We start from the raw sequence: 16,798 nt of genomic DNA, 5'->3' as shown, positions 1-16,798 counted from the left end.
TGATCATGCTGGCCCAATCGCCAGCAGGCTGGCTCCCACAGTAATTGCGATAGCCTGCAAATTCCCTGACCGACATAAAATCTTGTGGGAGCCAGCCTGCTGGCGATGGCCTCCCCACAAAATCTCAGTCGAACATGAAGAGCGCATCATTGCTGAACTGCGCCTCAAACCGGTTCGCCGGCATCGGCCGGCCGAACAGATACCCCTGAACCTCGTCGCAACCATGCTCGCGCAGGAAGTCGAGTTGCTCGTGGGTTTCCACGCCCTCGGCGATAACCGCCAGATTGAGGCTGTGGGCCATGGCGATGATCGCGCGGGCGATCTGCGCATCTTGCTCACCCGACGGCAGGCCGTCGACGAAGGTGCGGTCGATTTTCAGCACGTCGATCGGGAACTGCTTGAGGTAGTTGAGCGATGAGTAACCGGTGCCGAAGTCGTCGACCGCGATGCTCAGGCCGAGATTTTTCAGCCCGGCGAGAATCTGCATCGCTTCGCTGACTTCGCGCATCAGGATGCTTTCGGTCAGCTCCAGCTCCAGGCACGCCGGCGGCAAGCCGGTTTCCTTGAGGATATTGGCGATCCGCGTCCCGAGTTGGCCGTCGGAGAATTGCCGGGCCGAAATGTTCACCGACACCTTCGGTACCCGGACCTTGGCCTGATGCCAGGTCTTGAGCTGACGGCAGGCCTCGCTGATCACCCAGTCGCCGACATCCACCACCAGGCCGAGCTCTTCGAGCACCGGAATGAAGTCTCCCGGCGGCACCAGACCGCGTCGCGGATGGCGCCAGCGCAGCAAGGCTTCGGCGCCGGTCAGGCGTTTGCCATCGCCGCTGAACTGCGGTTGGTAGTAGAGGACGAATTCGTTCTGCTCCAGGGCGTGACGCAAGTCGCTTTCCAGTTCCAGACGCTCCAGGGCGCTGGCGTTCATGTCGGCCTGATAGAACTGGAAGTTGTTCTTGCCGCGCTCCTTGGCGTGATACATCGCGGTGTCGGCGTTTTTCATCAGCTGGCTGAGTTCGTTACCGTCCTGAGGGCTCAGGGCGATGCCGATACTGGCGGTGACGAAGAACTCGCGGCCTTCAAGCACGAACGGTTTCACCAGGCTGGCGAGAATCTGTTCGGCCACATGAATCGCCCGGTTCAAGGCAATTTCACGGTTGGCCCGCGGTTGCAGCAGCAAGGTGAATTCATCGCCGCCCATGCGCGCCACGGTGTCGTCATCATCGACACAGCCGAGCAGGCGCGTGGCCATTTCCTTGAGCATGCGATCGCCAGCGGCGTGGCCCAGGGAGTCATTGATCGGTTTGAAACGGTCCAGGTCGAGGAACATCAGCACCACCCAGGACTTCTGCCGTTCGGCCGATTGCAGCGCCGTGTGCAGACGATCCTGGAACAGTGTGCGGTTGGGCAGGTGAGTCAGGGCGTCGTAATAGGCGAGGCGGTGAATCCGCTGCTCACTGGCCTTGCGTTCGCTGATGTCGCTGAAAAAGCACACGTAGCTGGCCAGATCGCCTTCGTCATCCAGCACCGCCGTGATCCCGACCCAGGCCGGGTAATGCTCGCCATTGCGTCGTTTGAGCCAGACTTCGCCTTCCCACGTGCTGTGCTGATGCAACTGCTTGAGCACGTAACGCAGATGCGCTTCCTGCTGATCGTCGACGGTCAGCATGTTCGGCAACTGGTCGAGCACCTGCTCCACCGCATAACCGCTGACACGGCTGAAGGCTTCGTTAGCCTGGACAATGTAGCCGGCCGGGTCGGTGATCAGGATCGCCGAGGTCGAGTGCTCAAATACGGTCGCGGCCATGCGCAGGTCTTTTTCGGCCCGGCGTTGCTGGCTGATGTCGCGACCGACGCCCAGCACGCCCTCGAATGCACCGTGTTCGTCCCAGACCAGCACCAGCCGCAGTTCGATAGGAATCTTGCGCCCGTCGGCCCGCAGGCAGTCGAACAAAAACAGTTGGGTCTGCACCTGGCTGCGCAACAGCGCCAGTTGGTCGGGTTTGTTCAGCGCTTTGCTGACCCGGTCCATCAGGCTGTAAATGCCGGTCAGCTGTTGCGGGTTGGCGATGGTCGATTGCCAGCCGTTCTGGAAAATCCAGTCGGCGTCGTAGCCCAGCACGGCTTGCACCGACGGGCTGACGTAGTTGAGCGCCATCTTGCTGTCGGTCGAGAAAATCACGTCGCTGATGCTTTCGGCGAGCATCCGGTAACGCTGCTCGCTGTCGCGCAGGGACTCACTGGCTTCAATCTGATCGGTGATGTCCTTGGCCACGCCGATGATCCGCGTCACCTGATCGTGCTTGTCCCGCGCCAGCGCCTGTTCGCGGATGTCGAAGCGCCGCCATTTACCGTCCCGGTGGCGGAAGCGCAGCTGGCATTGCATCAATTGTCTGTAACCGGTCTGGCGCTGGGTTTGGCGCGAGCGGTGGTAGAAGTCGGCATCTTCGGGGTGCAGCAGAATTTCCCAGAAATACTCGCCCATCTGGTGCAGTTCGGTGCGGTTGTAACCGAGTGTCTGACCCAGATGGTGGTTGCTGAAAATCATTCGCTGGCTGATCACGTCCTGCACGTACAGATGATCCGGCACGGTGCGCACCACGTCGGACCAGAATCCTTCACGCTCCAACAGCGACAGCTCGACCAGCTTGCGGCTGGTGATGTCGGTGATGCTCAGGATCACCGCTTTATAGTCGTCCTGGTCTTCCGGCAGACGCAGGACCAGCCACAAGTGCTGGTCGCGGCCATTGGCGTCCTGCAGTTTGATTTCCAGCTCCAGCTGTTTCTGCTGGTTGAGCACCGCGTCGAGCACTTGATTGCCGATGGCGGTGCCGTCCTGCGGGTTACCGTCGATCAGCAGTTTCCAGGCTTGATCGCACGTGTTGACGTTGAGCAGTTGCAGGGCGACCAGGTTGACCTCGGTGATGCGCAGTTCCTGCAGCAGGTGCTGGCGTTGTTCTGGTGTCTCGAGCCAGGCCTTCAGTTGTTCGCTGCTGTGCAGCTGAGCCTTGTCGAAGAAGCTGTTGAGCCCGGACACGTCGAGCACGCACAGGGCGACGCCGGTGCCTTCGAAAATATCCTGGTAACGTCGACGGCCTTCGTGCACCTGGCGTTGGCGGCGGCGCATGTTCAGCAGGGCGATGAACGGCAGCAGCGAGAAGGCCAGGCCCAGAAGGCATTTGCCGATGAACGCCGGCAGCAGCTGTTCGATCATCCGTTGCCGGTCGAACAACCCGCGCAGTTGCCAGTCGCTGTTGCTCAGGGGCACTGTCAGCACGCTGTTGGCCACATCGTCCTCGGTCAATTCGCCGGGCTTGGCCAAGGGTGACTCATCGCGACTGATGACTTGGTGATTGACGCGGTTTTCCACCACCCACAGCGGGCGAATACCGGCTTCGTTTTGCTTGGTCAGCGATGAGAAAAATGTCGGCGTCAGGCGCAGAACCCAGTAGCCGCGGGTGCTGCCGCTGGCTTGATGCAGGAGCAGATGCACCATCGAACCGTCATTGGCGTTGCTGAAATAATGGGCCTGGGCGTGACTGCGCCGGACCAGTTCGCTCAGGTAGTCGGCGTCGTTGCTGTCGTCGGCACTGTCGGTGAGGACTTTCCCGGAAGGGCTGAGCAACGCGAGGCTACGCAGATCAGGCAAGGATTTTTGCAGTTTGCGCAGAAGCACCTGCAGTTCGTCGGCGCTTTTTGGTTGTTCGACGATCGGTAGCAGGTTGAGGGCGATCTGGGCGTTCAGCGCCATGTTCAGGCTGACTTGCGAGGCCAGATCGGCGGTGTAGTCGATGGTGTACTGACGCTGGTGTTTTTGGGTATCGCGAAGCTGATCCAGCAATAGCCAGAACAGCAGCGCGAGCAACAACAGGACGAGCGCCGCCAGCGCGCCCTTTATGGACCCGCGCAGGGGTGAGCCGGTCGCAGGATTGAGTGCGCTCACGGAAGATGAGGGAGTGACATTAGACAAACTGTAATCCTGCGGTTTGGCTGGACTGGCGCGACGTGCACTATAAGCCGGACGCCCGGAGGGCGGCTAGCATGCCCTGAGTTGTGGCAAAGTGCCAGTCCCGCTCGGCTGGACTGCCTTCCGTCAATCAGGTAGCTTTGCCGGTTACGCGGGAGCGTTCCAGCTCCTAGACTCAGGCTTTTTCAGCGCGCACGCATTGATGACCATCAATCGGACGACGCGCACGGCCTGGCCGGGCATCGCCCGCGCCCCAATCATTCATCGTTCACTGACCCTAGGTTCTCCATGGCTCAATACGTATTCACCATGCATCGGCTGGGTAAAGTTGTTCCGCCGAAGCGGGAAATCCTGAAAAACATTTCGCTGTCGTTCTTCCCGGGCGCCAAGATTGGCGTACTCGGCCTCAACGGTTCGGGTAAGTCCACGCTGTTGAAAATCATGGCCGGTGTCGACACCGAATTCGAGGGCGAAGCCCGTCCGATGCCGGACCTGAACATCGGCTACCTGCCGCAGGAACCGATCCTGGATCCGACCAAGACCGTTCGTGAAGTGGTCGAGGAAGCGGTCAGCGTGATCAAGAACGCCCAGGCGCGCCTGGACGAGGTCTACGCGGCATACGCTGATGAAGATGCCGACTTCGACAAACTGGCCGCAGAACAAGCCAAGCTCGAAGCCATCCTGCAAGCCAGCGACGGTCACAACCTGGATCGCCAACTGGAAGTCGCCGCCGATGCGCTGCGTCTGCCGGCCTGGGATGCCAAGGTCGAATTCCTGTCCGGTGGTGAAAAGCGTCGTGTGGCCCTGTGCCGCCTGCTGCTGTCTGCCCCTGACATGCTGCTGCTCGACGAACCAACCAACCACCTGGACGCCGACTCCGTCGCCTGGCTGGAGCACTTCCTGCACGACTTCCCGGGCACCGTGGTTGCGATCACGCACGACCGGTACTTCCTGGACAACGTCGCTGGCTGGATCCTCGAACTCGACCGCGGCGCCGGTATCCCGTACGAGGGCAACTATTCGGGCTGGCTTGAAGCCAAGTCCAATCGTCTGGCTGCCGAATCCAAGCAGCAGTCGGCCCACGAAAAAGCCATGAAGGAAGAACTGGAGTGGGTGCGCCAAGGCGCCAAGGCCCGCCAGTCCAAATCCAAGGCTCGTCTGCAACGCTTCGAAGAAATGCAATCGCAGGAATTCCAGAAGCGCAGCGAAACCAACGAGATCTACATCCCGGCCGGTCCACGCCTGGGCGACAAGGTCATCGAATTCAAGAACGTTTCCAAGGGTTATGGCGATCGCGTGCTGATCGACAACCTGTCGTTCTCCATGCCTAAAGGCGCCATCGTTGGCGTGATCGGCGGTAACGGTGCCGGTAAATCGACCCTGTTCCGCATGCTGATGGGCAAGGAAACACCGGATTCGGGCAGCATCGAAGTCGGCGAAACCGTGCAACTGGCCTGCGTCGATCAAAGCCGCGAAGACCTGGACGGCAGCAAGACTGTGTTCCAGCAAATCTCCGACGGTTCGGATCAGATCCGCATCGGCAACTACGAGATCCCGTCGCGCACCTACGTCGGTCGCTTCAACTTCAAGGGCGGCGATCAGCAGAAGTTCGTCAAGGACCTGTCCGGTGGTGAGCGCGGTCGCTTGCACCTGGCGCTGACCCTGAAAGAGGGCGGCAACGTCCTGCTGCTCGACGAACCGTCCAACGACCTCGACGTTGAAACCCTGCGTTCCCTGGAAGAAGCCCTGTTGGACTTCCCGGGCGCTGCGATTGTGATCTCTCACGATCGGTGGTTCCTTGACCGCGTCGCGACTCACATCCTGGCGTACGAAGACGACTCGCAAGCGGTGTTCTTCGAAGGCAACTACACCGAGTACGAAGCCGATCGCCGCAAACGCCTCGGCGAAGCCGCGACTCAGCCGCATCGTGTACGGCACAAGAAACTGGCCTGATTTCAGGTTGGTTGCATGAAAGAACGGAGCCTTCGGGCTCCGTTTTTTTATGGGGTTTCAGATAGGCCGCAGCGCGGCCATCGCGAGCAGGCTCGCTCCCACAGGGGAACGCATTTCAAATGTGGGAGCGAGCCTGCTCGCGAAGGCGGCCTAATGGTCACTCAATATCTATATTCAAAACCTCAATCACCAAATCTCCCGCCGGTCGCTTCCACAGCACTTCATCCCCGACCTGCGCACCGAGCAACGCCCGCCCCAGTGGCGACCCCCAATTGATCAATCCGCTGGCAGCGTCCGCCTGATCCTCGCCGACCAACTGCACACGCTGCTCTTTGCCCTGTTCATCGGCAAACGTCACCCAGGCGCCAATCTGCACTTTGTTGGTCGAGGAGGCCGGTACGACTAACTGAGCGCTTTGCAGGCGTTGATTGAAATACCGCCAGTCGCGCTCAAGGTCAGCCTGGCTCTGTTTGTCTGCCAGTTCACCCTTTGCACTCTGTTCATTGAGCAGGTTTTGCACCTCGGCGACTTTCACCTGCAGCTGGGCCAGCCCCGTGGGCGTGACGTAATTGGGCTGCGCGCTGACTTGCCGTTCGACGGGCTGATCGGCTTGCGCGGCGGCATTATCTTCATTGACGAACGCACGACTCATGGTTGTCTCCCGTTATAGGGTTTGGGCCATGGTCGCAGGCTTTTAGTTTCGACAGATATCTGTGGGCGACTTATTGCGAGCGAAAAGCACGAGCGGCGTCCTGATCCTTCTGCTGCTGCCAGGCTTTGTTCCGGTCGTCCCAATGGTGGCTGCGATAATCCTCACGGTCCTCGCTTTCGCGCATCGCCTGACACTGACGGAAGCCATCGCTCCAGCCCTCGGCGTACTGCTTGTCCTTGAGGTAACGTGGAACGTTTTTACGAAACTCTCCGGTGATTGCCCCCGCCGCTTGCCGGCCACTGCTGCAACCGTCATCGAAGCCATCGGCGAATGCCGGTGGATAACCCTTGGCGATCAGATCCTCGTGAGTCGTCTGGCAACCCGCGATCAACATCAGCAAACCCACCACGCCCACGCAACGCCACATCTCAGACTCCCAGGCCGTCAACGGCCTATAGGAGAAGTCTAGGAGTGGATTCGTGAGGTGTTTGTGAAAGGCCTGTGATTAATCCGTTGGATAACAACTATCCCCTGTGGGAGCGAGCTTGCTCGCGATGGCTGATGGTCAGCCAATACATGTGTTGAATGTCAGGCCCTCATCGCGAGCAAGCTCGCTCCCACAGGGTAGTGGTGTGTCAGGTCAATAGTGATACCACTTCACCTCAAGCATCACTTCGTTCTCGGGCGAAGCCAGGTGGCTGAATTCGCGCTGGGCACTCAGGCGTAAACCCAGGTTGCGCGACAATTCCCACTGTTGATTCAGACTCACGCTACGGCGCACTTCGCCATTGGTGAAGAAGTCGCCCTTGGCCTCCAGGCTGAAGTTACCCAGCGGGTTTTTCCACAGCAAACCGCTGTTGAAGCCCGCCGCCGGGGCGATGAAGCCGGCAAAGTCGTTGTTGTGCTCAACGCGCACGGTGCCCAAAGCAAAGCCGAGCATGTCGTCGCCCAGTTGCCAGGTTCCGCCGCCACCGCCATTGACGTGGCTGACCAGAGTTTCGTCGTCATGCTTGCCCGGCACGCGCTCCAGGCCGCCGGTGACTTGCCACGAGAGTGGCTGCAGCAATTCATTGCGCGGGGTCAGGGAGCGGATGGTCGCCAGGTCCAATTGCTGCAACTGCCAGTGATTGCCTTCGTACTGGCGCAGTTTCATTTGCAGGATTTCAATCTGCGCGCCGAGGGGGAAGCTTTCGGCGTTGTCGTTGAGGTCGTGATACGCCATGCGCAGGCCATATTCGCCAAACGCCTTGTCGCCCAGAGTGCCGATGCCTGCCTGCCAAGTGCGGGATTCGTGGCCATCCTCAGGCAAGCCGGGTTGCGGGATGTCCAGTTCCGGCGCGGGGTTCTGGTTGATCGCCCGCAGAAGTTCGAAACTGCGCTGCGCCCGTTGCGGGTCGCGTTCCTGGCCGTTGGCGCGGTAGCGCTCCAGGCGATAGGCCGCGTCGATGATCAGCGCCTGACGATCCTTGGGTTGAGCCTTGAACGCCGGTTCTTGCAGTTGCTTCTGGTCGGCGCTGACTTTCAGCACCCATTCCTGTTCTTCATGGGGCAACGGCTCGGCGCGGCTCAGCAGTTCACGTTCGCGAGACGGTCGATACTGAATGGATTCCACCAGTCCGGCTTCTTTCACCGCTTTGACGGTGTCCGTAGGAATCGCGGTCAGCGGGAATTGTTCGGTCAATCGCAGGCTCGGGCGGGCCACTTGCAGCAATTCCAGCAGACGATAAGAGCAGTTTTCGTCGAAGAAAAAATAGTCGAACTGGATCTGCTTGAGCTCCCAGACGTGCTCGACCATGCGCTCGGTTTCTGCCTGGGTCAGGTTCAGGCGGTATTCCCACAGATCGCGGTTCTCGAGACTGCGGTACTCCGAGAGTTTTTCCTGATAAGGCACCAGCGCAAACAAACCGGGATAGCCGCCCATCAAGCCTTTCCAGGCATACAGGATGCTGTTGTCCGAGCCTTCGATGTACGCGCCGAAGTTGATTGCATAACTGAGCAGGGCAGTTTGATCGCTCTGCACATTGGCCTGGTCGATACGCAGCAACGTATGGCCGAACATCGATGACGGACTGTTCAGATACGCCGCCGGGAAAATCATCACTGCACTGTGGGGCGAAACATCCTTGAACCATTGCTTGAATTCAGTGCAGGGAAGCGTCGGCAGATCGGTCAGGTTGAGCTGTGCTTTGAGCCAGCGGGTGCGGGCCGGGTAGACGCATTGCGCATGTTTCTCGCCAGCACTGGCCGGGGCGTACAGCGCTTGCACAGTCGCCGCCAGTTCACGGTCAGGATGTTCATTGCCGTCGGCGGCGAGGAAGAATTTCTTGTCGCTGACATAGCTGCGCCAGCCACCAAGTTTGGCGGTTTCGTAGTGGCCCAGAGAAATCCAGAAGGGGTCATTGGCCAATTGCTGCAAACGTTGATTGTCGATTTTGGGCGTGGCAGACAGCGGGGCGCAGACACAGAGCGCCAGCCAGGCAAGGCGTTTGAGCATAGTGGGCAACTTAAGTCGAAAAAAACAAAGACCCAAAGGGGCAGGCCAAAAGGGCCAGGTTCAAAAAATAAAACCCGCCCCGAGAAGGAGCGGGCGGTTCGAGCTTAAGCTTGAGTAGCGTACTTGGCCAGACGCGGATCGCTCTTCAGAACGGCCAGGGTGTTGGTATGCACGTCGTCAGCGGTCACGTCAGCCTTGCTGAAGATCTGCTGGAAGTGCTCATGAGTGACGGCGGCGAAATGCGCACGGTCTTCCGGCGCCACGCCCAGTACCACAGCGTAAGTGGTCAGCGCTTCGCCCTGACCTTTAGCCATGTCTTCAGAGAGCTCGTTCATCATGCCATTCATGGCAATCCAGGATTTGCCGCCATAGGTCAGCGACGCATTGGTCGCGCAACCGTTGGTACCCGAGGTCATCCCGAAGGTTGCGTTGCCGGACGTGCCGTTGGTGGTGGATGCCAGGAAGTGAGCCGGGGTGCCACGCTGACCTTCGAACAGCATGTTGCCCCAACCGCAATCCGGGCCGCCTGGCGCCTGAGCCATGGCGTTGATGGATACAGCGGCGAAGAGAGTACCGAGAAGAATCCGTTTCATAGCTTTGTTCTCTTTATGTGCATACCAATGGACAGGGGTCTGGCCCGATCTGGCGCCAGTGGGCCGGTTATTGTTCCAGCCGCGCAGTTTGGAGTTTAGGCACGTTCCTGGGGTTCCGTGATTTTTTGCGAAACATTCGTTGAAAACATTGATTTAGGCCCGCCCCGCCTGGAGATGTCGCTTTGTCTATGCTTTGGCTAGAGGCGCGCCTTGCAAGTGAGGTATGGGCAGCGCCAGAATGCCGCTATCTGCCCCGCCTGATGTAAGGAAGCCCGATGCCTGATCCTGTTGCTGCCAGCTTGCGTCTAGCGCCCGAAGCGCTGACCCGTCCGTTTTCCGCTGAACAGTTCAGCTTCTCTACCACCAATGAATTGGAGCCCTTCCGCGGTGTGCTTGGCCAGGAACGTGCGGTCGAAGCCTTGCAGTTCGGTGTGGCAATGCCACGCCCCGGTTACAACGTATTCGTCATGGGCGAGCCCGGCACCGGCCGGTTTTCGTTCGTCAAACGCTACCTGAAAGCCGAAGGCAAACGCCTGCAGACCCCGGCGGACTGGGTCTACGTCAACAATTTCGATGATCCTCGCGAACCTCGCACTCTGGAATTGCCCTCTGGCACCGCCGGTGCCTTTATCGATGACATCAACGGCTTGATCGACAATCTGCTGGCGACTTTTCCGGCCGTGTTCGAGCACCCGTCCTACCAGCAAAAGAAAAGCGCCATCGACCGCGCCTTCAACCAGCGTTACGACAAGGCGCTGGATGTGATCGAGCGCCTGGCGCTGGAGAAGGACGTTGCGCTGTACCGCGACAGCACCAATATCGCCTTCACCCCGATGAGCGAAGGTAAGGCTGTGGATGAGGCCGAATTTGCCCAGTTGCCGGAAGTCGATCGCGAGCGTTTTCACGAGGATATTTCGTGGCTGGAAGAGCGGCTGAACGAAGAACTCGCCAGCTTGCCGCAATGGAAGCGTGAGTCGAGCAATCAACTGCGCCAGCTCAACGAAGAAACCATCACCCTGGCCTTGCAACCCTTGCTCTCGCCGCTGTCGGAAAAGTACGCGGAAAACGCCGGCGTTTGCGGTTACCTGCAAGCGATGCAGGTGTATCTGCTCAAGACCGTGGTCGAGCAACTGGTGGACGACAGCAAGACGGACGCCATCGCCCGCAAGCTGCTGGAAGAGCAATACGCGCCGAGCCTGGTGGTCGGTCATCCGTTCAGCGGCGGTGCGCCAGTGGTCTTTGAGCCGCACCCGACTTACGAAAACCTGTTCGGCCGCATCGAGTACACCACCGATCAGGGCGCGCTCTACACCACGTATCGACAGTTGCGTCCGGGTGCGCTGCACCGCGCCAACGGCGGCTTCCTGATTCTTGAAGCGGAAAAAATGCTCAGCGAGCCGTTCGTGTGGGATGCGCTCAAACGCGCGCTGCAATCGCGCAAATTGAAAATGGAATCGCCGCTGGGCGAGATGGGCCGTTTCGCCACCGTGACTCTTACTCCGCAACACATTCCGTTGCAGGTCAAAGTGGTCATCATCGGCGCCCGACAGCTCTACTACACGCTGCAGGACCTCGATCCGGACTTCCAGGAGATGTTCCGTGTCCTGGTGGACTTCGACGAAGACATCCCGATGGTCGATGAAAGCCTGGAGCAGTTTGCCCAGTTGCTCAAGACCCGCACCTCCGAAGAAGGCATGGCGCCGCTGACCGCTGATGCGGTGGCGCGTCTGGCGACTTACAGTGCTCGCCTGGCTGAACACCAGGGGCGTTTGTCGGCGCGGATCGGTGATCTGTTCCAACTGGTCAGCGAGGCGGATTTCATTCGCCAACTGGCCAGTGACGAAATGACCGACGCCGGGCACATCGAACGTGCGCTCAAGGCCAAGGCCACGCGGACCGGGCGCGTCTCGGCACGGATTCTCGATGACATGCTGGCCGGGATCATCCTGATCGACACCGCAGGTGCGGCGGTCGGCAAGTGCAACGGGCTGACAGTGCTGGAGGTCGGTGACTCGGCCTTCGGTATACCGGCGCGGATTTCCGCCACGGTGTATCCAGGCGGTAGCGGCATCGTCGACATCGAGCGCGAGGTCAATCTTGGCCAGCCGATTCACTCCAAAGGCGTGATGATCCTCACCGGGTATCTGGGCAGTCGTTACGCCCAGGAATTCCCGCTGGCGATTTCCGCGAGTATCGCCCTGGAGCAGTCCTACGGTTACGTCGACGGTGATAGTGCATCGCTGGGCGAGGCTTGCACCTTGATTTCGGCCCTGTCGAAAACCCCGCTCAAGCAGTGTTTTGCGATCACCGGCTCGATCAACCAGTTCGGTGAAGTGCAGGCGGTGGGTGGGGTCAACGAGAAGATCGAAGGCTTCTTCCGACTCTGCGAGGCGCGCGGGTTGACCGGGGAGCAGGGCGCAATCATTCCCCACGCCAACGTTGCCACGCTGATGCTCGACGAGAAAGTGCTGACGGCGGTGCGCGCGGGGCAGTTCCACGTCTACGCCGTGCGCCAGGCTGATGAAGCCCTGAGCCTGTTGGTCGGCGAGCCGGCCGGTGCGCCGGATGCCGATGGTCAGTTCCCTGAAGGCAGCGTTAACGCGCGGGTGGTGGAACGCTTGCGGGTCATCGCAGAAATGATCAGCGAAGAAGACCTCAAGGAAGCCGAGAAAGAGATGGCGCAGGAAGCCTTGGTGGAAACCAAGCCCGCCTGATACAAACTTGAGATCACCTCAACTCCTGTGGGAGCGAGCTTGCTCGCGATAGCGGACTGTCAGCCAACAGAGATGTTGAATGTCAGTACCTCATCGCGAGCAAGCTCGCTCCCACATTTGTCTTGGGTGAATATAAAAAGTGCCATCAGTCTGGCGTCAATATTCACACAATGACCATTCGGCGCCTTCTGGTCTCACTTGACGTGCTAGTCAGACTTTTCCTCTATTCTCAGGTCAAGGATATCGACAGTAATCACTGGATCGAGACAGTCCTCCCGTGGGGGCTGAATACCGGATCTACCGAGGGTCGCCGCCATGTCGCGCAACCTCTGCCTCACCCGTCAATGCCTGGGCCTTGTGACCCGTATCGAGTGCGCCATCCGCCCATTGGCGGGGGATACGGGCATGTGGACCTTACTCTTCGCTGCTGGAATGGCCGGCGAACAACCTTCTGCCATCAAAGCCCAGGGCCCGTTTCATGGCCCCTTTGTGGCTGAGTCGATCCTCGACACCATTGTTGAAAGTCTCACCCTGCATGGCTATGAACTGGCCGATGATCCGCAAATCTGGTGCCTGCACCTGCAAGCTCAGCTGCGGGAAATCAATGGTGGCCGCTGCCGCAACCCTGGAGGTTTCGAGTTTCGGCCCGAGCACTGAACAGGCTATTGAGCAAGGTTGGATGTGTCCGCCTTGTCGAGTTTGACCTCGAAGCCATATTGCACGGTGGAGAGATCGGTTCGTTGATAGGTTTCCAGGCGGGCAGGCTGTCCGTAGAAGTAATGCACCCCCAATAATGCCGGGCCTTCTGCGCTCGCATCGTGGCTGACCGAAAGAATCTCCTTCAGATAATTGCCGCTGTCGTCCTTGGCGAAGAAACGCCAGTCCTGGGCGGGAAACTGCTTCAGATCAACCACCAGCGCATTGCCTTTGAGCATCAGCCCTTTGGGCAACTGGTGGGCGTCGATGGTTTTCTTTTCGACAGTGGCGAGAAACAGCGGCATGGAGCCCACCGCGTAAGCCGGGGTTTCTGGAAACAGGTTCAAGTCGTAGGTGATGATGCCGCGCAGGGGATCGACCTGGTAAGCCTCAGGCGGCAACTCGATCGGCTCATCGCGTTTGCCGTTACCGTCCTCGGTAAAGAAACTGACCGGGCTTTCGCCGGGGCTGAAGGAGGTGCCGAGCAGCTCATCATTGAAGCTTTTGGGGTGATCGAACTCGATACGCGCGGCGCTGGGCTCTTCGACCGACTGACTGATGCTGACGCTCTTTTTCAGTTGTTCCTCGCCAAGCGTGGCGCCCTTGAGCCAGATCGGGGCCTGGTCGTCGTACACCACCACCGGCAGCGTCAGTGGCTGGATGGTCTTTTGCGTGGTGTGTGGGTCGAAGCGAAGTACCGGCAGGTTCAGGTCCTTGCGGGTCACCGTGGCGGTTGAAAAGTCCAGTACGCTGACTTCAAGAGCGTCGATCGACCCGTTGAAGTACACCTTGGAATAATGGTGGCTCTGTTGCTTCTCAAAGGCGCGCTGCTCTTCATCGATCTGTTTCTCGAAGCTCTCGCTCCAGGCTTTCTGCTGTTGCATTTTCGCCAGTTGCTTTTGATAGAAGGCTATTTGTGTGGAGGTTTCGTTGATCGAGCCTGAGCGCGAGAGAAATTGCCCGGTGCTGTCCTTGGCCTGGACGATCAGCGGGTTCAGCGGTGTTTCGCCGACCTCGGGGGCCTGTGGCGCGCTGTTGTTGAATTCGATTTCGGCGTAGTTGTTTGCAAGGTTCAGCAGGGTGACGCTGAGGTTGTCGTTGGTGCGAGTCTGGCCGACATCTTTTTTCGTCAAATCGAAGCTGTAGAGTCGGCGCGGCGCGATCACTTCCACCTTGCCTTGCAGGCTCACCGGTTGTGGCTGGTTCTTTTTGTCCACGTCCAGGCCATCGATGAAGGGGTAGGTCACCGTCAGGTCGTCGGGGTTGGTCAGGTTTGAGCTCGATGGGCTCAGTTGAATTCCAGGATCGGTTTCTGACCATTCCGGCTGAAACGCGATGACGCGTTTGTTGCTCAAGGTCACCGATTGCCATTCAAGACTATGGGGAAAGAGAAACGCGACCGGAATGTTGAAGTTGAAGGGGAACACCGGTTGCAGGTCGGTCAGGTAGTCGGAACTGGAATCTTTGTGCAGCACGAACAGGCCGTTGATGTACGTGTCGACCAAGGCTTGGGGCGTCGGATAGTGCTTGAGGACGGCGAGGGCGTCTTCGCCATATTCTGTTTCCACCGGTTTGCTGTCGAGCTTGAGTTGCGCACGCTCGAGCAACAACAGTGAGCCGCCGAGTTCAGCTACGGCTTCCTTGAGTTTTGGGTCCTGAATCGCATCCAGAGACTTCTCGAACTGCGCAGTCTTTTCCTCGAGGCTGACCTGGCGCTTCTCATCGCTGGGTGAGCAAGCGCTCAGCAGCAAAGCCAGGCAAATGCCGGCGCTCGTTAAAGGCAATCGCACATCCATTTCCCGTCTTCCTGTCCGATGTCGCTGAGCTGTCAATGCTTTGGACACTAGCAGAAAAACCTTGTCACACATGCGCAGGTTGCGGATTTCCCGACGGTTTCTGGGTGTAACAGGTGGCTGATATACTCGCGGCCATTTCCAGCCCCCTTGTGAGATTCAATGGAACGCTTTATCGAAAATGCAATGTATGCCAGCCGCTGGTTGCTGGCGCCGATCTACTTCGGTCTGTCCCTCGGGCTGCTGGCCCTGGCGCTGAAATTCTTCCAGGAAGTCTTCCACGTCATCCCTAACGTGTTCTCGATGGCCGAGTCGGATCTGATTCTGGTGCTGCTGTCACTGATCGACATGGCGCTGGTAGGCGGTTTGCTGGTGATGGTGATGATTTCCGGTTACGAGAACTTCGTTTCCCAACTGGATATCGATGACGACAAGGAAAAGCTCAACTGGCTGGGCACCATGGATTCCTCTTCGTTGAAGATGAAGGTGGCCGCTTCCATCGTGGCCATTTCTTCCATCCACCTGCTGCGGATTTTCATGGACGCCAAGAACGTCGATCCCGAGCATTTGAAGTGGTACGTGGTCATCCACATGACCTTCGTGATTTCGGCGTTTGCCATGGGTTATCTGGATAAGCTGACCAAGCACTGATCGCTTTTTATCGCTATACCCAGCCGCCCGTCTGTTGCGAAACAGACGGGCGGTGTCGTTTGTGGCTTGTACTTTGATGCGCCGAGGCCTATGCCTGTAAAGATCTTGGCTCGCCATTGCGTGAGGTGCGTTTATGGACCTGAAAGAGTTGAATGCTTATGCCATCGCCGGGAAGGTTGATGAGCTCAATCTGATCTCGATGGAAGGCGGGATCTACCTGTTGGAAGCGCGGATGCATGGCGCGGCGTATCCGTTGAGTGATAACCACGGCCAGATGTTTCATTTACGTTCGGTCGAGCATGCGCGTGAAGTGCTTCATGCCTTTCCCAGCTTGCCATTCAACCTTGTACACGTTTCGGTTCATGACGAGATGTGTGGGCTCGGTGCCAGTTCCGAGGGGAGCCTGAAGGTACCGATTGCGTGGCAGCACTGACACCCCTCATCAACGCAATGGCATCTGTGCTAGTCTGCTGGCCCTTTTGGTTCCGGGCGCTCCGGGACGCGCTGTGTACGCACGGCAAGTTCCAGGGCCGTCCGCACAGCGGAGCAGTGTCATGTCCGAAGTAAATCTGTCCACCGACGAAACCCGCGTCAGCTACGGTATTGGCCGTCAGCTGGGCGATCAACTGCGCGACAACCCGCCACCGGGCGTTAGCCTGGACGCGATCCTGGCAGGTCTGACCGACGCTTTCGCCGGTAAGGAAAGCCGTGTGGGTCAGGAAGAAATGTCCGCGAGCTTCAAGGTCATTCGCGAAATCATGCAAGCTGAAGCAGCTGCCAAAGCTGAAGCCGCTGCTGGCGAAGGCCTGGCATTCCTGGCTGAAAACGCCAAGCGTGACGGCATCACCACCCTGGCTTCCGGCCTGCAATTCGAAGTGCTGACTCAAGGTGAAGGCGCCAAGCCAACCCGTGAAGATCAAGTGCGCACTCACTACCACGGCACTCTGATCGACGGCACTGTGTTCGACAGCTCCTACGATCGTGGTCAGCCTGCAGAATTCCCGGTTGGCGGCGTGATCGCTGGCTGGACCGAAGCCCTGCAACTGATGAACGCCGGCAGCAAATGGCGTCTGTACGTGCCGAGCGAACTGGCTTACGGCGCTCAAGGCGTTGGCAGCATTCCGCCGCACAGCGTACTGGTATTCGACGTCGAACTGCTCGACGTTCTGTAATTCCAAGCCTGATGTAACGTTGGGCTAATGTGGGAGCGGGCTTGCTCGCGAAGGCGGTGTGTCATTCAGCAATGATGTTGAATGTTATGGCCTCTTCGCGAGCAAGCCCGCTC

12 protein-coding genes are annotated in these 16,798 nt (G+C 58.9%); 6 read left to right on the top strand and 6 right to left on the bottom strand.

All coding sequences use genetic code 11. The features are described 5' to 3' along the window. Nucleotides 1–124: 124 nt before the first annotated feature. Nucleotides 125–3,970: a sensor domain-containing protein gene (locus AC3IUE_RS28120; protein WP_489264351.1), complete on the bottom strand. Its 3,846-nt coding sequence runs from the start codon at nt 3,968–3,970 to the stop codon at nt 125–127. Nucleotides 3,971–4,255: 285 nt separating this feature from the next. Between AC3IUE_RS28120 and ettA the strand changes: the two genes are divergently transcribed. Beyond that, nucleotides 4,256–5,920 (top strand): energy-dependent translational throttle protein EttA, encoded by a 1,665-nt coding sequence (ettA, locus tag AC3IUE_RS28115; protein WP_046048776.1) that lies wholly within the window; start codon nt 4,256–4,258, stop codon nt 5,918–5,920. Nucleotides 5,921–6,077: 157 nt separating this feature from the next. Here the strand turns inward: ettA and AC3IUE_RS28110 are convergent, their stop codons facing one another. From AC3IUE_RS28110 to AC3IUE_RS28095, 4 genes are all read right to left on the bottom strand, one after another. Beyond that, a complete protein-coding gene (locus tag AC3IUE_RS28110; protein WP_461999893.1) occupies nt 6,078–6,572 on the bottom strand; it encodes a GreA/GreB family elongation factor in 495 nt (164 codons plus the stop codon). 70 nt (nt 6,573–6,642) lie between these two features. Further along, nucleotides 6,643–6,999 carry a hypothetical protein gene (locus AC3IUE_RS28105; protein WP_056742846.1) on the bottom strand — a complete coding sequence of 119 codons (357 nt, stop codon included), beginning with the start codon at nt 6,997–6,999 and terminating at the stop codon, nt 6,643–6,645. A gap of 213 nt (nt 7,000–7,212) precedes the next feature. Continuing rightward, nucleotides 7,213–9,066 carry an Lnb N-terminal periplasmic domain-containing protein gene (locus tag AC3IUE_RS28100; RefSeq protein WP_489264350.1) on the bottom strand — a complete coding sequence of 618 codons (1,854 nt, stop codon included), beginning with the start codon at nt 9,064–9,066 and terminating at the stop codon, nt 7,213–7,215. A gap of 104 nt (nt 9,067–9,170) precedes the next feature. Beyond that, nucleotides 9,171–9,659 (bottom strand): DUF3015 domain-containing protein, encoded by a 489-nt coding sequence (locus AC3IUE_RS28095; protein WP_056742842.1) that lies wholly within the window; start codon nt 9,657–9,659, stop codon nt 9,171–9,173. A 275-nt stretch (nt 9,660–9,934) separates the two neighbouring features. On the opposite strand from AC3IUE_RS28095, the gene AC3IUE_RS28090 reads away from it, so the two are divergent. Both AC3IUE_RS28090 and AC3IUE_RS28085 read left to right on the top strand, forming a co-directional pair. Beyond that, nucleotides 9,935–12,373, top strand: coding sequence for a Lon protease family protein (locus tag AC3IUE_RS28090; protein ID WP_056742840.1), 2,439 nt, complete (start codon nt 9,935–9,937; stop codon nt 12,371–12,373). A 315-nt stretch (nt 12,374–12,688) separates the two neighbouring features. Continuing rightward, the gene (locus AC3IUE_RS28085) at nt 12,689–13,030 is read left to right on the top strand and encodes a PA4575 family protein (RefSeq protein ID WP_046048783.1); all 342 of its coding nucleotides are present in this window, start codon (nt 12,689–12,691) and stop codon (nt 13,028–13,030) included. A gap of 5 nt (nt 13,031–13,035) precedes the next feature. On the opposite strand, the gene AC3IUE_RS28080 is transcribed toward AC3IUE_RS28085, so the two are convergent. Beyond that, nucleotides 13,036–14,865: a hypothetical protein gene (locus AC3IUE_RS28080; protein WP_489264349.1), complete on the bottom strand. Its 1,830-nt coding sequence runs from the start codon at nt 14,863–14,865 to the stop codon at nt 13,036–13,038. Nucleotides 14,866–15,024: 159 nt separating this feature from the next. Here AC3IUE_RS28080 and AC3IUE_RS28075 point away from each other — a divergent pair, with 159 nt between their 5' ends. From AC3IUE_RS28075 to bamJ, 3 genes are all read left to right on the top strand, one after another. Beyond that, nucleotides 15,025–15,513: a TIGR00645 family protein gene (locus AC3IUE_RS28075; protein WP_056742836.1), complete on the top strand. Its 489-nt coding sequence runs from the start codon at nt 15,025–15,027 to the stop codon at nt 15,511–15,513. 133 nt (nt 15,514–15,646) lie between these two features. Next, nucleotides 15,647–15,946, top strand: coding sequence for a DUF6482 family protein (locus AC3IUE_RS28070; protein WP_056742834.1), 300 nt, complete (start codon nt 15,647–15,649; stop codon nt 15,944–15,946). A 121-nt stretch (nt 15,947–16,067) separates the two neighbouring features. Further along, a complete protein-coding gene (gene bamJ / locus AC3IUE_RS28065) occupies nt 16,068–16,685 on the top strand; it encodes a BamJ family beta-barrel-assembly machinery protein (RefSeq protein WP_046048787.1) in 618 nt (205 codons plus the stop codon). The last annotated feature ends 113 nt before the right edge of the window (nt 16,686–16,798 follow it).

Source organism: Pseudomonas sp. GL_093, assembly GCF_057837605.1.
This window is presented reverse-complemented; position numbering and strand designations above follow the sequence as displayed.

Excerpts from the sequence above, each read along its gene's own strand:
- AC3IUE_RS28105 (WP_056742846.1), bottom strand. The coding sequence starts at position 6,999 with ATGTGGCGTTGCGTGGGCGTGGTGGGTTTGCTGATGTTGATCGCGGGT.
- AC3IUE_RS28090 (WP_056742840.1), top strand. The coding sequence starts at position 9,935 with ATGCCTGATCCTGTTGCTGCCAGCTTGCGTCTAGCGCCCGAAGCGCTG.
- AC3IUE_RS28095 (WP_056742842.1), bottom strand. The coding sequence starts at position 9,659 with ATGAAACGGATTCTTCTCGGTACTCTCTTCGCCGCTGTATCCATCAAC.
- AC3IUE_RS28080 (WP_489264349.1), bottom strand. The coding sequence starts at position 14,865 with ATGGATGTGCGATTGCCTTTAACGAGCGCCGGCATTTGCCTGGCTTTG.
- AC3IUE_RS28110 (WP_461999893.1), bottom strand. The coding sequence starts at position 6,572 with ATGAGTCGTGCGTTCGTCAATGAAGATAATGCCGCCGCGCAAGCCGAT.
- AC3IUE_RS28075 (WP_056742836.1), top strand. The coding sequence starts at position 15,025 with ATGGAACGCTTTATCGAAAATGCAATGTATGCCAGCCGCTGGTTGCTG.
- ettA (WP_046048776.1), top strand. The coding sequence starts at position 4,256 with ATGGCTCAATACGTATTCACCATGCATCGGCTGGGTAAAGTTGTTCCG.
- AC3IUE_RS28100 (WP_489264350.1), bottom strand. The coding sequence starts at position 9,066 with ATGCTCAAACGCCTTGCCTGGCTGGCGCTCTGTGTCTGCGCCCCGCTG.
- bamJ (WP_046048787.1), top strand. The coding sequence starts at position 16,068 with ATGTCCGAAGTAAATCTGTCCACCGACGAAACCCGCGTCAGCTACGGT.
- AC3IUE_RS28070 (WP_056742834.1), top strand. The coding sequence starts at position 15,647 with ATGGACCTGAAAGAGTTGAATGCTTATGCCATCGCCGGGAAGGTTGAT.
- AC3IUE_RS28085 (WP_046048783.1), top strand. The coding sequence starts at position 12,689 with ATGTCGCGCAACCTCTGCCTCACCCGTCAATGCCTGGGCCTTGTGACC.